The 15402-nt window shown below is 53.9% G+C and carries 13 protein-coding genes; 6 read left to right on the forward strand and 7 right to left on the reverse strand.

Annotation, left to right across the window (positions count from 1 at the left end; translation table 11 throughout):
• Positions 1–40: 40 nt before the first annotated feature.
• On the reverse strand, positions 41–1567 hold the full coding sequence (locus Q8W24_RS06895) for an NAD(P)H-hydrate dehydratase (protein ID WP_303433206.1): 1527 nt from the start codon (positions 1565–1567) through the stop codon (positions 41–43).
• Between the two features lie 186 nt (positions 1568–1753).
• Here Q8W24_RS06895 and queG point away from each other — a divergent pair, with 186 nt between their 5' ends.
• A complete protein-coding gene (queG, locus tag Q8W24_RS06900) occupies positions 1754–2830 on the forward strand; it encodes a tRNA epoxyqueuosine(34) reductase QueG (protein WP_303433205.1) in 1077 nt (358 codons plus the stop codon).
• A 60-nt stretch (positions 2831–2890) separates the two neighbouring features.
• On the opposite strand, the gene Q8W24_RS06905 is transcribed toward queG, so the two are convergent.
• Positions 2891–4039, reverse strand: a complete 1149-nt coding sequence (locus Q8W24_RS06905; protein WP_305474826.1) for an MFS transporter — start codon at positions 4037–4039, stop codon at positions 2891–2893.
• A gap of 168 nt (positions 4040–4207) precedes the next feature.
• Here Q8W24_RS06905 and Q8W24_RS06910 point away from each other — a divergent pair, with 168 nt between their 5' ends.
• Positions 4208–5119: a LysR family transcriptional regulator gene (locus Q8W24_RS06910; RefSeq protein WP_305474828.1), complete on the forward strand. Its 912-nt coding sequence runs from the start codon at positions 4208–4210 to the stop codon at positions 5117–5119.
• 180 nt (positions 5120–5299) lie between these two features.
• Here Q8W24_RS06910 and Q8W24_RS06915 read toward each other — a convergent pair whose 3' ends face one another.
• From Q8W24_RS06915 to Q8W24_RS06930, 4 genes are all read right to left on the reverse strand, one after another.
• Complete coding sequence (locus Q8W24_RS06915; protein ID WP_303433202.1) at positions 5300–6001, reverse strand: ABC transporter permease; 702 nt, start codon at positions 5999–6001, stop codon at positions 5300–5302.
• Positions 5998–6690: an ABC transporter permease gene (locus Q8W24_RS06920; RefSeq protein WP_305452008.1), complete on the reverse strand. Its 693-nt coding sequence runs from the start codon at positions 6688–6690 to the stop codon at positions 5998–6000. The genes Q8W24_RS06915 and Q8W24_RS06920 overlap by 4 nt, the downstream gene beginning before the upstream one ends.
• A 73-nt stretch (positions 6691–6763) precedes the next feature.
• Positions 6764–7513 (reverse strand): ABC transporter substrate-binding protein, encoded by a 750-nt coding sequence (locus tag Q8W24_RS06925; protein ID WP_305474829.1) that lies wholly within the window; start codon positions 7511–7513, stop codon positions 6764–6766.
• A 125-nt stretch (positions 7514–7638) separates the two neighbouring features.
• Positions 7639–8418 (reverse strand): ABC transporter ATP-binding protein, encoded by a 780-nt coding sequence (locus Q8W24_RS06930; RefSeq protein ID WP_305414708.1) that lies wholly within the window; start codon positions 8416–8418, stop codon positions 7639–7641.
• A 645-nt stretch (positions 8419–9063) separates the two neighbouring features.
• On the opposite strand from Q8W24_RS06930, the gene Q8W24_RS06935 reads away from it, so the two are divergent.
• The 4 genes from Q8W24_RS06935 (at position 9064) to Q8W24_RS06950 (ending at position 14806) form a co-directional block, all read left to right on the forward strand.
• Complete coding sequence (locus Q8W24_RS06935; protein WP_303433196.1) at positions 9064–10398, forward strand: MFS transporter; 1335 nt, start codon at positions 9064–9066, stop codon at positions 10396–10398.
• A 276-nt stretch (positions 10399–10674) separates the two neighbouring features.
• Complete coding sequence (gene ggpS, locus Q8W24_RS06940) at positions 10675–12945, forward strand: glucosylglycerol-phosphate synthase (protein WP_303433194.1); 2271 nt, start codon at positions 10675–10677, stop codon at positions 12943–12945.
• Between the two features lie 238 nt (positions 12946–13183).
• Complete coding sequence (locus tag Q8W24_RS06945) at positions 13184–13861, forward strand: fatty acid desaturase CarF family protein (protein WP_303433192.1); 678 nt, start codon at positions 13184–13186, stop codon at positions 13859–13861.
• Positions 13862–13894: 33 nt separating this feature from the next.
• Positions 13895–14806, forward strand: coding sequence for a lysophospholipid acyltransferase family protein (locus tag Q8W24_RS06950; protein ID WP_305474832.1), 912 nt, complete (start codon positions 13895–13897; stop codon positions 14804–14806).
• 44 nt (positions 14807–14850) lie between these two features.
• On the opposite strand, the gene orn is transcribed toward Q8W24_RS06950, so the two are convergent.
• Positions 14851–15399: an oligoribonuclease gene (orn, locus tag Q8W24_RS06955; protein WP_303433189.1), complete on the reverse strand. Its 549-nt coding sequence runs from the start codon at positions 15397–15399 to the stop codon at positions 14851–14853.
• Positions 15400–15402: the final 3 nt, after the last annotated feature.

Consider the following 15402-nt stretch of genomic DNA (forward strand, 5'->3'; position numbering starts at 1 on the left):
CCCAATGTAAATGGCAACGAACCATCCGGGCATCAAACACTCAACTGTCGTTATTCAATGCACGCAGGTAAGGAAACAAATCACTGGCCAACAAACCACGACTCCCTCCTTCTTCTGCCGCCAGATCAGCAGCGGCACTGTGCAGACAAACGCCCAACCGGGCCGCCTGCCAGGCATCACACCCCTGGGCGATCAGGGCTGCAACCACCCCGGTCAATACATCTCCCATGCCACCAGTGGCCATACCCGGATTCCCATCGGTGCAGACGGCTACCCGGCCATCCGGATGCGCCACCAGAGTGCCACGCCCTTTCAGGACCACAACGGCCTGATATTTCTCCGCCAATGCTCTGGCTGCCGCAAAACGATTCTGCTGCACATGCAGGGTATCCATCCCCAGCAGGCGCGCCGCTTCTCCGGGATGCGGGGTCAGCACAACATTACGCTGGGAAAATTCGTGGAACCAGGCCGGTGTCGCGAGCAAGTTCAAGCCATCCGCATCCAACACCAGCGGTTTTTCGCTTTTCAGTGCCTGTTGCAGCATCAACTCAGCCCAGCTGCCTTGCCCCATCCCCGGACCAACGGCCAGTACACTGGCACTGTCGAGCAAGCTTGCCAGTTCCAGACCAGAAACAACCCCGTGCACCATGACTTCCGGGCGACGTGCCAGCACTGCAACGCCATGCTCTGGACGCGTCGCACAGCTGACCAAACCCGCACCGGAACGACCAGCCGCCTCAGAAGCCATTATCACCGCACCGGCCATGCCCAGATTACCGCCGATAACCAGCACATGCCCAAACTGGCCCTTGTGTGTATTACCGGAACGTAACGGCAATAGCTGGCTCAATTGCCGCAAGCGGTGCCAGCTGATGCGTTCACAATCAGGAACCAGACGACCGCTGCTATCGCTTTCCGTCGACAGAGCCGCAAAAGCAATCTCACCACAGAGATCCGGGCCATCGGCCACCAATAAGCCGCGTTTGACACCAATAAAAGTGACCGTCATGGCGGCGTAGACCGCCACGCCCATAACGCCACCGGTATCGGCATCCAGGCCCGACGGAATATCCAGCGCCAGTACATCGGCCGGGTGCCCATTGACAGCCCAGATCACATCCGCATACAAACCGGCGACGGTAGTATTCAAACCGATACCCAACAGGGCATCCACAATCAGTTCACCGTCAAAATCCAGTTCCCCTTCAAATGCACGGGGAAGCACGCCAGCATCCAGCGCCATTTGCCGGGCTTCGGTACTGGCCTCCGACAACTGGTCGTGATCACCCAGCGTATACAAATGCACATCCATACCATGCAAGGCCGCCAGAGCCGCCAATACATAACCGTCACCGCCGTTATTACCGGCACCGGCGATGACACATACGGATTCTGTTGAGCCCCAACGTCCCAGCAAGCAGGCAAACGCTGCTTCTCCGGCACGGGCCATTAATTCAAAGGATCGAATACCTTCGGCTGCCATTACAGCCTGATCCAGTTTTCTTACCTGTTCGGCGCTATACAGCGCTCCGGGCAGGTGATCTACAATACTGTTTGGTCGTTTCATCCATGATTCCTGCAAATAGAACAACGCCATTGCTTCTGATCAGCATCAAGGCTACCTCGACAGCACACAACAATCATAAGGCGGCGATTAAACATAATGAGTGACTCCAAGATTAACACCGAGGGCTATTTGTCGCTGTGATAAAATGACCGAATTATAACCAGTCTCTTGCCACTAAGCGAAATCATGTCTGACAATCCTCACGTTATACCATCTTCTACGCTTAATGCGCTGCGCCAACAGTTGACAGACTGGGGAAATGAACTGGGGTTCCAGCAAGTAGGAGTGACAGATATTGACCTGAGTGAGCACAGTCACACACTGCAACAGTGGCTCAGTCAGGGCTATCACGGTGAAATGCACTATATGGCCGACCATGACGACATGCGCTGGCGTCCCGACAAACTGATGCCCGGCACGGTGCGGGTAATCAGTGTCCGCATGGATTATCTGGCTCCGCAGGTCGACCTGATCCCACAGTTACAAAACCCCAACAACGCCTATATTTCCCGTTATGCGCTGGGCAGGGATTACCATAAGCTGATCCGCAAACGGTTAACCCAACTGGGGAAAAAACTGGCAGCAGAAGTCGACAACCTGGGGTTTCGGGCCTTTGTTGACAGCGCCCCGATTATGGAACGAGCGTTAGCCACCAAAGCCGGACTGGGCTGGATTGGCAAAAACACCCTGTTAATCAATCGTAAAGCCGGATCGTATTTTTTTCTTGGCGAACTGTTGACCGACTTGCCCCTGCCCATCGATCCACCTTACCCGCAAGAGCATTGCGGCCGCTGTACGGCTTGTCTGGATATTTGCCCGACCCAGGCCTTTGTTGGCCCCCAGGTACTGGATGCCCGGCGCTGCATTTCCTATCTCACCATTGAACTGGACGGCCCGATTCCAGTAGAGCTGCGCCCAGGCATGGGCAATCGTATTTTTGGTTGTGACGACTGCCAGATTGGCTGCCCCTGGAATCGCTTCAGCAATAGCAGCAAGGAAACCGACTTCACCCCCCGCCACCAGCTCGACAAGGCCACCCTGCTGGAACTGTTCCAGTGGGATGAGGCAACCTTCCTGAAAAAAACCGAAGGCATGCCCATTCGTCGTACCGGCCATGAAAACTGGCTACGCAATATCGCGGTCGCTCTGGGAAACGCCCCCGCCAGCCTCGACGTGGTGGCGGCGCTGGAAAACAAACGCCCACAAGTCAGTGAGCTGGTGCAGCAACATATCGACTGGGCGCTGGCACAGCAGTCGCGATAACACAAACAAGTCATCAACCACTGGCACGGCGATTACAACAACCCTCAGACACGCAGCCCGTCACGATGCTGTCGGCGCTGCCGGTGAACGTTGAGCAAACACCACCCAGACACAAATACCGTACAAGGCTGCCACCAACGCCGCGATCAGATAGAGGAAATGACCCGAAACAAGCTCCACAAAAGAAGTCAGGAACTGGCCCAGAAATATAGCCATGGCAAAATACGATAAATTTTTACCGCGCTGGCCGGGGTCACTTCGTTCAACCGTCATATGATTCAGCAATGGAATCGAAAGCCCGAATCCCATCCCCGCCAGCAATCCACCCAAGACCAGAACCGACACGCTGGCTCCGACATAAAAAGCCAGATGCCCCAGCGCATAAAATACAAACGCCAGACTCAGTGTGCCCTTATCTTTCCAGCGCAGGTTTACCCTTGGCAAAAAGTGGGCAGTAATAACCGCAACAAACGATATAAATGCCAGCAACAGCCCAATGTGATCGGCGCTATAACCCGACTTTTCCATGCTGAGAGGTAACACCACGATCACCGTAAAAAATATCATCATTGCCATACAGGCCGACAGATACACCCACAACAATGACCTGGAGCCTGACCCACTGGATTCAGGGCTTTCCGCTAACGATCCCGGCTGGGCAGACGTATCAGGCACAAACAAAAACAGCATCCCCAGAAACAGCCAGGCAACCAGATAGATAAAGAAGGGTAATTCCCAGGACTGAACCGCCAGCAAGCCACCAATAAACAGGAAAATCACACCTCCTGCCTCCACCGCCATGCCTTGCCGGGCAATCATTTTCAAGCGCTCATGCCCAACGTAAAACTGTGAAATCAGTGTCGTACTGCCAGCCATCACCACCGTGGTCATCGCCCCCAGTGCGATCCGGTTGCTGTATACCGCTATAGGCCCAGACAACCATTGCCCGGAAACGCCCAGTGCACCGTACAAAAACAAAGCAACAAAAGTACATGGATAAGCACCAAACCGATCAATCAAACGCCCGGCAAACGGCGCGAACAACACCGCTCCCAGCGCAGGCAATGTGATCAGGAAACCGGCGTGATCTGCGACCCCCAGAGACATCGAAATACTGGCCAACCCTGGCGCAACCACCGCCCCCACCATAATGGTCAGGCAGGAAATACACAGCAAGGTATAGCTGCCCAAAGAAGAAAGTCGGCTCATTAATCAGAAGCTCCTGCATGAATAAAAATTACCCGGCGTCATGACACAGACAGATTCAACAGCCAATATCTGCCTGAAATCCGCACCGGAACACACAGAGTAAGTCCTTGGCAGTTAGAACAGAAATGATTTAATATAATCACAGTCATACGGATTGAGTATCAATAAATGGAATTGAAGCCGTTAAAAAGTTTTATTGCCGTTGCGACATTAAAAAGTTTTTCCGCTGCGGCGCGGGAGCTGCATACCGTGCAGCCAGCAATCAGTCGCCATATCGCAGCGCTGGAAAAAGAACTGGGCACCCTGTTGTTTATTCGCAACACACGCGATGTGCATATCACCGCGGCTGGCCGACAATTATTCACCGATGCAGCGCGCATATTGCAACAAGCAGAAGAAGCCGTCCTGCGTACCCAAAAAGCCGCCAATGGTGAATTGGGCAGCCTGAAAGTAGGCTATTTACCTTCCGCCTGTTTGACCTTTATTCCGGATCTGGTGCAGCGTTTTCATAGCCAGTACCCGGATGTTGAAATCAGTCTGTTTGAAATGACCGCATCCGAGCAATTACTCGCCTTTGAAACCAATCACATTGATATTGGTATCTCTCGGCCACTGCCGCCGGAGCTGCAAACCACTTTTACCAGCCAATTGCTCTATACCGATCAGTTAACCCTTGTACTGCCTTCGCAGCATGCGCTGGCACAGCGGCAGTCAATACGTCTGGATGACCTCAGGCAAGAGCACATTATTTTATTTCAAAGGGAAGAAGCCGTAGGTTTATTCGACAGCATTATCAATCTTTGCCAACGCCATCATTTTTCACCCCATATTTCTGCCCAGCCCAAACACATGCAGACAGTGTTAACCATGGTGGCCGCCGGGCTGGGGGTTGCTATCGCGCCCTTGTGCGTGTCGAAGCTGTTTACACAAGGCTGTCGATTTATGCCGATTGAAGATGACCACACCCAGGTACTGACGCAAATGCATTACCGCTCATCCCGACTGGCACCCACAGCCCAGGCCTTTGTGAACATTGCATCAGAATCCGTGCCGTGGATTCAAAACAGCGTTCAGGCATAGACGCCCTACAGACCTCGGATCGACGAGCAACAACCAACATAGTGAGAGAGTGAGAGAGTGAGAGAGTGAGAGAGTGAGAGAGTGAGAGAGTGAGAGAGTGAGAGAGTGAGAGAGTGAGAGAGTGAGCACAGCACTCCCCCACTCTTGCTCCGTCAAGAAGTGCTGAAGCCAGGCGTCAGATCATGACGGGCGCTTGGCAAACTGATAACGGTTCAGTCGCCGCTCCAGCAAACGGAACACCAGAATCATGACGGCAGCAATGGCCAGGTACACCATGCCTGCCGCAAAAAACATTTCCAGTGGCGTGTAGGTTCTGGCAATAATCGTCCGTGCCATGCCAGTCAAATCCAGCAAGGTAATCGTCGAGGCCAGCGCCGAACTTTTCAGCATCAACAGCACTTCGTTGCTGTAACCCGGCAACACGATACCAGCAGCACGCGGCAGGATAATACGCCGGATCATGGTCAATTTACTCATCCCCAACGCCAGCGAGACTTCGATCTCACCTTTGGGAATCGCCTGAATCGCCGCCCGAATCAACTCGGCGGTATAAGCGGCCGTATTCATCGAGAAAGCAATAATCGCGCACCAGTAAGGCTCACGCAGAACAGGCCACAAAAAGGACTCTTTCACAGCATCAAACTGTGACGCGCCGTAATAGATCAGAAAGATTTGCACCAGCAATGGTGTACCGCGAAAGAAAAAGATATAGGCATACGGAAACGCTCTCACCAGCGGATTAGCCGATGCTCGCGCCAGCGCCAACGGCACCGCCAGAGCCAATCCCAACAAGCCGGAAACAGCCACCAGCTCCAGAGTCAGCCAAGCCCCTCCCAATAACCGCGGTAGATATTCCCAAATAACCCCCCACTCCCAGCTCATGCGCGGGTTCCTCTTAATTCAGGTTTACTACGACGTTCGAGATAACCGGTAATCAGTGTGGTGGCAACCGTGAGTAACAGATACAACAAGGCAGCAGCAAGATAAAAATCGAACGGTTGTTTGGTATTGGCAGCACCGACCGACGCTTGCCGCATCAGCTCATTCAAACCAACCACAGAGACCAGAGCCGTATCTTTCAGCAAGACCTGAAACAGATTGCCCAAACCAGGAATCGCCAGGCGCCACACTTGCGGCATGATGATACGAACAAAGGTTTTTAATGGCGTCATACCCATGGCCGCAGCGGATTCCCACTGGCCCTTGGGTAAATCCATCATCGCCATTCGGAACACTTCGGTGGAGTACGCACCAAAGGCAATCGCCAGCGCCGCCACTGCCGCCGCAAACTGGCCAACATCGATATATTCGTCGTAGCCAAACATGCTGGCAATCCACATCAATAGCTGTGAACCGCCAAAATACAGAGTCAACACCAGTAACAGCTCTGGAATACCCCGTACAACCGTGGTGTAGGTCGTTGCGATCGCACGGGCAACAGGAGAAGCAGACAGCCGGGCCGAAGCACCACACAAGCCGATGATCAGGCCAAAAAACAGACTGACCAAGGCCAGCTCAATGGTGACCCACAAGCCACTCAACAGCAGCTGGCCGTACCCTTGTAAATCCATAACAGTTGCGACTCTCGTCCAGAAGCAGAAATAGCACCGGAGCACTCAGAGCGAGTGACTCCGGCAGGCAATATCAGTAAATATCAAACGGGAAATATTTGGCGTTGATCTCAGCGTATTTGCCATTGGCACGGATAGCCTTGATAGCAGCGCTGAATTTGTTCGCCAGCTTGTCGCCTTTACGAACAGCAATGGCAATATGGTCATCGATATCCAGGTCGTCGCCCTTGAATTCAAAGCCTTTGCCATCGTCGGTACGCAACCAGTCGTAGGCCGGGAACTTGTCCGACATGATGCCGTCCAGACGGCCATTCGCCAGATCCAGATAAGCGTTGTCCTGAGTATCGTAAAGCTTCACATCAACGATATCGCCGAAGTTATCTTCCAGATACTGACCAGCAATAGTGGCACGCTGGGCACCAATCACCTTGCCTTTCAGACCGGCTTTGGTGACATCCAGGGTTTTGCCTTCAGGCCCAACAAAAGCCAGCATGTTGGCGTAGTATTTTTCGCTGAAATCCACGACCCGCAAACGCTCTTCAGTGATCGACATGGAAGCAATAATCGCATCGTACTTGCGAGCACGCAGCCCCGGAATAATACCGTCCCAGTCTTGCGCCACGATTTCACAATCGGCTTTCATTTCGGCACACAAGGCCTTGGCGATATCGACGTCAAAACCAATCAGGTGGCCCTGGTTATCCGTCATATTAAACGGTGCATAGGCACCTTCTGTTGCAATACGGACCTTGTCACCCGCCAATGCCAGTGGAGCTGTCAGGCAGGATACCAACAAACAGGCTGTCGTGATTACCTTACGCATCGTTCTCTTTCCTCATGGTTGTGAATATCAGAGTTATGAATATCAATCAGGGAATTAGCCGCCGAGACCTATCGTTGGGTCCCATGGCAGCCATCGCAACACCAGCCATCGCAACACCCGAGCCATCATCCGCCCTGGTGACTGGCCATAAAATCTTTGACGCGCGGGGATTTCGGATTATCAAACACCTGTTCGGGTGTGCCGATTTCTTCCACTTGCCCTTGATGCAAAAACACCACCTGGCTGGACACCTCACGGGCAAACCGCATCTCATGGGTGACGATCAGCATGGTACGGCCTTCGTCGGCCAGCTCGCGCATCACCGCCAGCACTTCATTGACCAGTTCCGGGTCCAGTGCCGATGTCGGTTCATCAAACAACAGTACCTTGGGCTCCATCGCCAGGGTTCTGGCAATAGCCACCCGTTGCTGCTGGCCACCGGACAAATGTGCGGGATAAGCACCTTCCTTATCAGCCAGCCCCACTTTTGCTAACAATTTCCGTGCCCGTTCCATGGCTTCAGCCTTGGGAACACCCAGAACATGTATCGGAGCTTCAATCAGGTTTTGCAAAATGGTCATATGTGGCCAGAGATTAAACTGCTGGAACACAAACCCGAGACAGGAGCGCAGCCTTTCGAGTTGCTTGCTGCTGGCGGCTTCCAGCTCGCCATTTTTGCCCGGCTTCAGCATCAGTTGTTCATTACCGATAACAATTTCGCCCTGACTGGGTTTTTCCAGCAAATTAATGCACCGCAGCAAGGTGCTCTTGCCCGAGCCACTGGAACCCAGGATAGAAATCACATCGCCCTTGGCAGCCTTTAACGTGACCCCTTTTAATACGTTCAGGTCGCCGTAGGATTTGTGAATATCGATCAGTTCCAACGCCAGATTCGAAGTACTCATTCCAGACTTCATCCTCGTAAAATGGTCAGTGCCGCGACCGACACTCTTGTTATCCTTCCATTTTCAATGGCTTGCGAATGGATGACAACCACAAATGAAACGATCGTTTAAGTAAAATGCCCATGTGGCCATTGCCGGATTATGTTCACCGACAAGAATCAGACCCGGCAGCCATACTGACGCCACCAGATAGACGCTGATAACAACATGCAAAGCCCACTCTCCGATCAAGAGCCCAAAGGCTACCGATCAATACGGATAACCTGTCCGATATCTCTCAAAAAAACCGACTCTGGCGCCTCGCATTGTGGACAATACTGGCAATATGCCCTGTTTTAGGGCCATTCTAGGTCTTGTTTTCATTTCAGATGGCGGCACATATCCAACGCAACGACCATATTCTCAGTCAATCAGCTCCTTACCTGGGCAAGGGCAATCACCCCGATCCCTGGTGTACACGGGTACATTGCCATAACGAAGGTGGTGTCGGCCAATGGTCAATTCCCTGTGATGCAACCGCTAGATTCCCTGGTCGTTACACGGTCCAATCTGGCAGGCGACAAGTCAGCAAGACAGCCAGGTTTGTTTTCCCTGTTGTTAATCGTCAGCCATGAACGACACCCACATGAAAGGAACAACATTATTATGCTGCCGCTGATTATTCCTATTGGTTCACTGCTCCTTGGGGTATCCCTGCTGCTGTTCGGCAGTGGTCTGCTGAACACCTTGCTGGCCTTGCGGGGTGGCCTCGAGGGCTACAGTGACAGCCTGATCGGTTATATCAGTTCGGGCTATTTTGCCGGGTTTTTTGTCGGGTTTTATATTGGCCTGCCCATTCTGCGCCGCATTGGTCATATTCGGGCGTTTGCGCTCTGTGCTGCCATTGCCGCTGCGGTTGTGTTGTTGCACAGCTTGCTGGTCAATCCGATCGCCTGGATTTTGCTACGAGTCGTCACCGGGGCAGTACTGGTGATTCTGTACACCATTATTGAAAGCTGGCTCAACAACCAGACACCACAACAGCAGCGTGGTCAGGTGTTTGCGATTTATATGGCCGTTAACCTGGTCTCCTTGGCGCTGGCGCAGCAACTCTTGCAGCTCGACAGCCCGGCCAACTTTACCCTCTTCGCGCTGGCGGCCATCTTGGTGTGTATCAGTCTGGTGCCGATTACCTGGACGCGTCTGGCCCAGCCATCGGTGTCGGAAGTGAAACGTTTTTCACCCAAAAGGCTGGTCAAGCTGGCACCGGTCGCTGTCGTTGGCGGCGTCTTTTCCGGTCTTGCGATGGGGGCTTTCTGGGGACTGATGCCGGTCTTTGGCCAGCGCATCGGCTTCGACAGCAGCCAGGTGGCCATGCTGATGTCGGCAACTATTATTGGTGGTGCTATCTTCCAGTACCCACTGGGGCGCTATTCGGATCACCACGATCGCCGCCAGGTGCTGGCAATCACGGCTTCCGCCGGTGTGGTAGCAGCCTTGCTGCTGTTTCTGCTACCGGCCTCCTATTGGTTGGTACTGTCGTTAATGGCTCTCTGGGGTGGTGCTGCATTCGCGGTGTATCCGGTATCCGTTGCGCATCTGGTCGACCATCTGGAACCTGGTGATATCCTGCCTGCCGGCAGTGCCTTGCTGCTGATTCATGGCATGGGTGCCGCAGCTGGCCCCGCTGTTGCAGGGACTCTGATGGAATATTACAGCCCGCTGGCACTGCTGCTGTTTTTTGTATTGGCTCATATGATGATTGCTGCTTATGCCTTTTACTCGCTGAAACGGCCACAAACCAAGGCCGATGACATTGAATCCGCCGCGCCGTTTGTACCCATGGTACGGACAACGCCTACCGCGCTGGAAATGCTGCCGGAAGATGACATCGACGACAGCGAGCCGACAGCGGATACATCCGCAGTGGATAACACAGAGGAACCGGGCAGTTCCACGAAGCCAGATGAACCACCGTTAACCCAGCCTCCAACCTCGTGAGCAAGGCGGAGGCCACAGAACAACGAACCTTATCCGACAAAACGTAACAAAAGAAACATACAACAGAGATACACAAACGCATTCAGGAACACCGTCACTCGGCCAGTTATTACAGCAAGCGCAGTTTGACCGGTTGTTCCACATGGCCCGAGCCAAGGCTCAGGCATCATGGCTGCAGAAGCCAATTAACCCGATGTCCAAGACGACATCACGACCAGTCAACCAGGGCCGCCCATCGTTCAAGATGAACCCAGCCCCGGAAGGAGAATACGCACGATGTTACTTGCCACAGACCTTGATGGTACTTTTTTGTCCGGCAACCCGGACGATCGCCAACAGCTTTATCACCTGATCAATCACCACCCCGATATCCGCCTGGCTTTTGTCACCGGCCGCGGCATCGAAATGGTTCTGCCACTGCTATCTGATCCGTCCATTCCCCAACCGGATTACATTATCTGTGATGTGGGTGCCACCATAGTGGATGGAGAAACCCTGCAACCCATTACTCATATCCAGGGAGAAGTGGAACAAAACTGGCCGGGGGAGCTGGCAGTACTGAATGCACTGGAACCCTTTACCGAGCTGCAACGTCAGGATGTCCCCCAGGAGCGTCGTTGTTCCTTCTATTGCGAGCAAGACACCCTGTCTGACGAATTAAAAGCCGCGGTCAGTCAGCTGGGCTGCGACCTGATGTATTCCTCCGACCAGTATCTGGATATTTTGCCTCGTGGAGTCAACAAGGGCACCACCCTCGACAGCCTGATCGAATGGCTGGAGCTGAGCCAGGATCAAGTGCTGATTGCTGGCGACAGCTTTAATGATCTGGAAATGATTGAGCTCGACTACCCGTCTGTCTGTGTCGGCGGCTCCGAAAGCCGTCTGCTGGAAGCCACCGAGCGCAGCACCATGGTCTACCACGCAGAAAAAGCCGGTTGTGGCGGCATTATTGAAGCCTTCAATCATTTTGGCTTTCTGGGTATGGCCGGTGTCGAAGCAGAATCCCGCGAAGAACAACAAACCGGCAAGTCCGACCTGGTGGTTGTTTACCACCGCCTGCCGTTTGAAGAAAAAGTAGAAGACGGTGTGATGGTCGAACGGCCGCCATCCTCTCCCAACGGTATTATCCCGACGCTGCTGAGCTTTTTTGGTGACGGCAAACCCGGCTCCTGGGTTGCCTGGTCGACGGTCGACCCCGAGACCCCGGGCTACAAAACCCGCAGCCCGGTTGATGCTGTCAAATACCCCAAACTGATGACGGCCCGTGTTGCCCTGACGCCTCATGAAGTGGATATCTTCTACAAGAAGTTCTCCAAGGAAGCCTTCTGGCCAACACTGCATACCTTCTGGGAGCGCGCCACCTTTCTTGAAGAAGACTGGCTGGTGTACCTGGAAGTCAATCGCCTGTTTGCGGAACGAGCCGCCGCCGAAGCCGCCGAAAACGCCGTTGTCTGGATCCACGACTACAACCTCTGGATGGTGCCGGCTTTCCTGCGCGAACTGCGTCCCGACGTCACCATTGCCTTTTTCCACCACACCTACTTCCCGTCTGCCGACGTCTTCAACGTAGTGCCATGGCGTCGTGAGATTATCGGCAGCCTGCTACAGTGCGATTTTATCGGCTTCCATATTCCACGCCAGTCAGAAAACTTCGTCGATGTTGCCCGTGGGGTTACGCCGATCAAGGTGCTGGAAAAACAGAACTGTGCACCGCGCTTCATGACCTACGGCTGTGCCGTCGGTCTGGAAGAAATGACCTCCGTTATCAAGGTCCATGGCCGCATCATTCATCTGGGTGCGCATCCGGTAGGGCTGGATCTTGGCCGTATTACCCATGCGCTCGACAAGCCGGAAATCCAGACACAAATCCGCCAGCTCAAACAGGAGCTGGAAGGCACCCGGGTCTTGCTGTCTGTCGAACGCCTCGACTACACCAAGGGGATTCTGGAAAAACTGCTCGCTTTCGAACGCTTGCTGGATGAACACCCAGAGCTGATTGGCAACGTCACCCTGGTCACTATCTGTGTTCCTGCCGCTGCCGAGATGACCGTTTACGCCGAACTGCAGGTGGATATCGAACAGGCCGTCGGACGCATCAACGGCCGCTTTGCCCAAATCGGCTGGACACCCTTGCAGTTTTTCTTCCGCAAAGTGCCGTTTGAACAACTGGTTGCCTATTACGCCATGGCCGATGTGATGTGGATTACCCCTCTGCGCGATGGCCTGAATCTGGTAGCCAAGGAATACGTTGCCACCCAAGGAATGGTCGACGGAGCCGGAGTGCTGGTATTGTCGGAATTTGCCGGTGCCGCTGCCGAACTGCGTGGAGCTCTACTTACCAACCCTCACTCACCCCATGAACTGGCCGACAGCGCCTGGCAAGGGCTGGTGATGGATGAAGCCGAAGCACGCTCTCGTATACGGGATGCGTTTGACGCCGTGCAACACCATGATATCGAACGCTGGGGGCACGACTTCCTCGACGCTGTAGAAGGCGCACGACTGGCCAACCTTGAACAAGTTAGCGAGGACAATCAGCCCGCCTGATCGCAATACCACCACACAGACCATCGTCACCTTCGTTTCGACCGGCAGGTCAAGTAACCTGGCCTGCCGGTTTGTAATATGCCAATCCGCTCGATACTATAGAGCGCTTATTGACCAGCCCATATGGAAAGTCCTGACCTTGCCTGGATCCCGGATCTCCCCAAAGATAAAGCCCTCTGCCGCCAATAACGGGGTTACAGGTAACAAGTTATTGCACTACGGTGCGGTGAGCTTGTGCATGACCCTGTATTTCTGTTTGCTGGTCGGTATTGCGACGTCTGGCGAGATAACTCTCTGGGCTGTCCCGGTCATTTTTCTGGCGATTTATCTTGCCGACCTGTTGTCTGGCGTCGCCCATTTTATTCTCGATTATCGGCGCACTACGCCAAACTCTGGCCTCAAGGAACTGTACTTTTATCAAGGCAGTAAAGGCTCGGAAGAATATCTCAAACAACGCACTGCGGTGATGAAAAAGATTTCACCACTGGAAACCATTGTCTTTGATTTCAAGGTTCACCACCTTAGCCCCGGCGCACTGGGCCGCCGCAGTTTCCTGCGGCTGATCATGCCCGCGATGTATTTTGTCACCCTGCCAGCCACCGTGTCGTTACTGTTGCTGCACACCCTCGACTGGATCGGCTCCCTGACGGCCTTGTTTGGCTGGACGTTGATCGGTGCCCTGATGCTGACCCAATACGCACACAGTTGTGCCCATCGGCCCAAACTTTCCCTGCTGGTGCGAGTCCTGCAAAAAACCAGACTGTTTATGACAAAAGAGCAGCATCAATCCCACCATCTCGACCTTGGCGTCGACTTCTGCATTCTGAACGGTTGGGCCAATCCGGTTGTTAATCGCATTTTCCGCTTTTGCCGCAAACACGGCTGGGTGTTCGAAGATGGGCTGGAGCCGATTTAAGCCGTTGCCTGGCCACGCCACCGAGTACACCTTATGACCACTTATCTTCAGCGTTATCTGCTGCGCCCGCTACTCTGGTTATTGGCTTCAGTGCTGGTGGGTTTGATCCGGATAATGGGCCGGGCCAGAATACAGAAAATCAGCCGCTACGCCGCCACCGGCCCCATCATTGCCCGACTGACACGCCTGCTGTTGGCCAAAAAAAACCATTACCTCGACAACAACCTGCAACGCCTGTTGCCCGATGCCAGCGTCGCCCAGCGCCAGCATATCCGTCACTGCTATTACGCTAATATGCTGCTCACCGCCACCGAATCCCTCACCATGGATGGCAACGAACGGCAACGAACACAGATAGAAGGGCTGCAACACGTACAGCGCGCCAAAGACCAGGGACAAGGAATATTATGGGTCAGCGGCCATATCAATAACTGGGAAATGAACCGCCGGATTATCGAGCAACTGGGATTTCCAGCCTGGGAGTTGTACCGCGACTTTGCCGATACCCGTTTTGATTACCTGAGTTTTAACCGGCGTTTTCGGGTCGGCCCCAGAATGATTTCGACCAACCGTACCGGTGAACTGATCCAACATCTGAAAAACGGTGACAACGCCCATATTCTGATCGACATCAAGGTCAAGAAAGGCCGTAACGGCCAACAAATCGACTTTGCCGGACAGCCCGCCTGGACCTCAACCTTTGCCGCTGAAATGGCTTTGCGTCATCACATGGCACTGATTCCGACCTACACCCTAAGAACCAACGATGGCCAGTACCGCCAGGTATTTGAGCCATCACTGACCCCGACACAGGCCGTCGCTGACGACCAGCTGCCGGCACAAGCCCGCCAAATCACCGAGCGCATCAACCAGTCCCTGGCCAACCAGCTCAAACAGGACCCGGCCAGCTGGCTGTTATGGGATACCAACCGCTGGGGGCCATAGTCTCTGCTCTGACTGGCTCGGACACCTGACCTTGTGATGCGCCCTTATTCCGGCAAACGGAGAAAATGCTCGCGATAATGCGCCAGCTCCGCAATGGACTCACGAATATCATCCAGCGCCTGATGACTGCCCGCCTTGTCGAACGAAGACACCACCGACGGCGACCAGCGCTTGGCCAACTCTTTCAGCGTACTGACATCCAGGTTGCGGTAATGGAAAAACGCTTCCAGCTCCGGCATGTATTTGACCAGAAAACGACGGTCCTGATGGATACTGTTGCCACACAAGGGCGAGGTTCCGGCTTTGACATGCTGTTTGAGAAACGCCAGCGTCCGCTGCTCGGCCTCGCGACAACTGATCGGACTGTTGGTGACTCGCTCCACCAGCCCTGAATTGCCATGGGTACGCGTATTCCACTCATCCATGGCATCCAGCAGAATCGCAGGTTGATGAATCGCCATCACCGGACCTTCGGCAATCAGATTCAGCTGACCATCGGTCACGATCGTCGCGATTTCAATAATCACATCCTGCTCTGGCTCCAGACCGGTCATTTCCAGATCCATCCACACCAAATTGTCTTGCTGACTCATGTT

This window comes from Oceanobacter sp. 4_MG-2023 (assembly GCF_030689165.1).
Lineage (GTDB): Bacteria > Pseudomonadota > Gammaproteobacteria > Pseudomonadales > Oceanobacteraceae > Oceanobacter.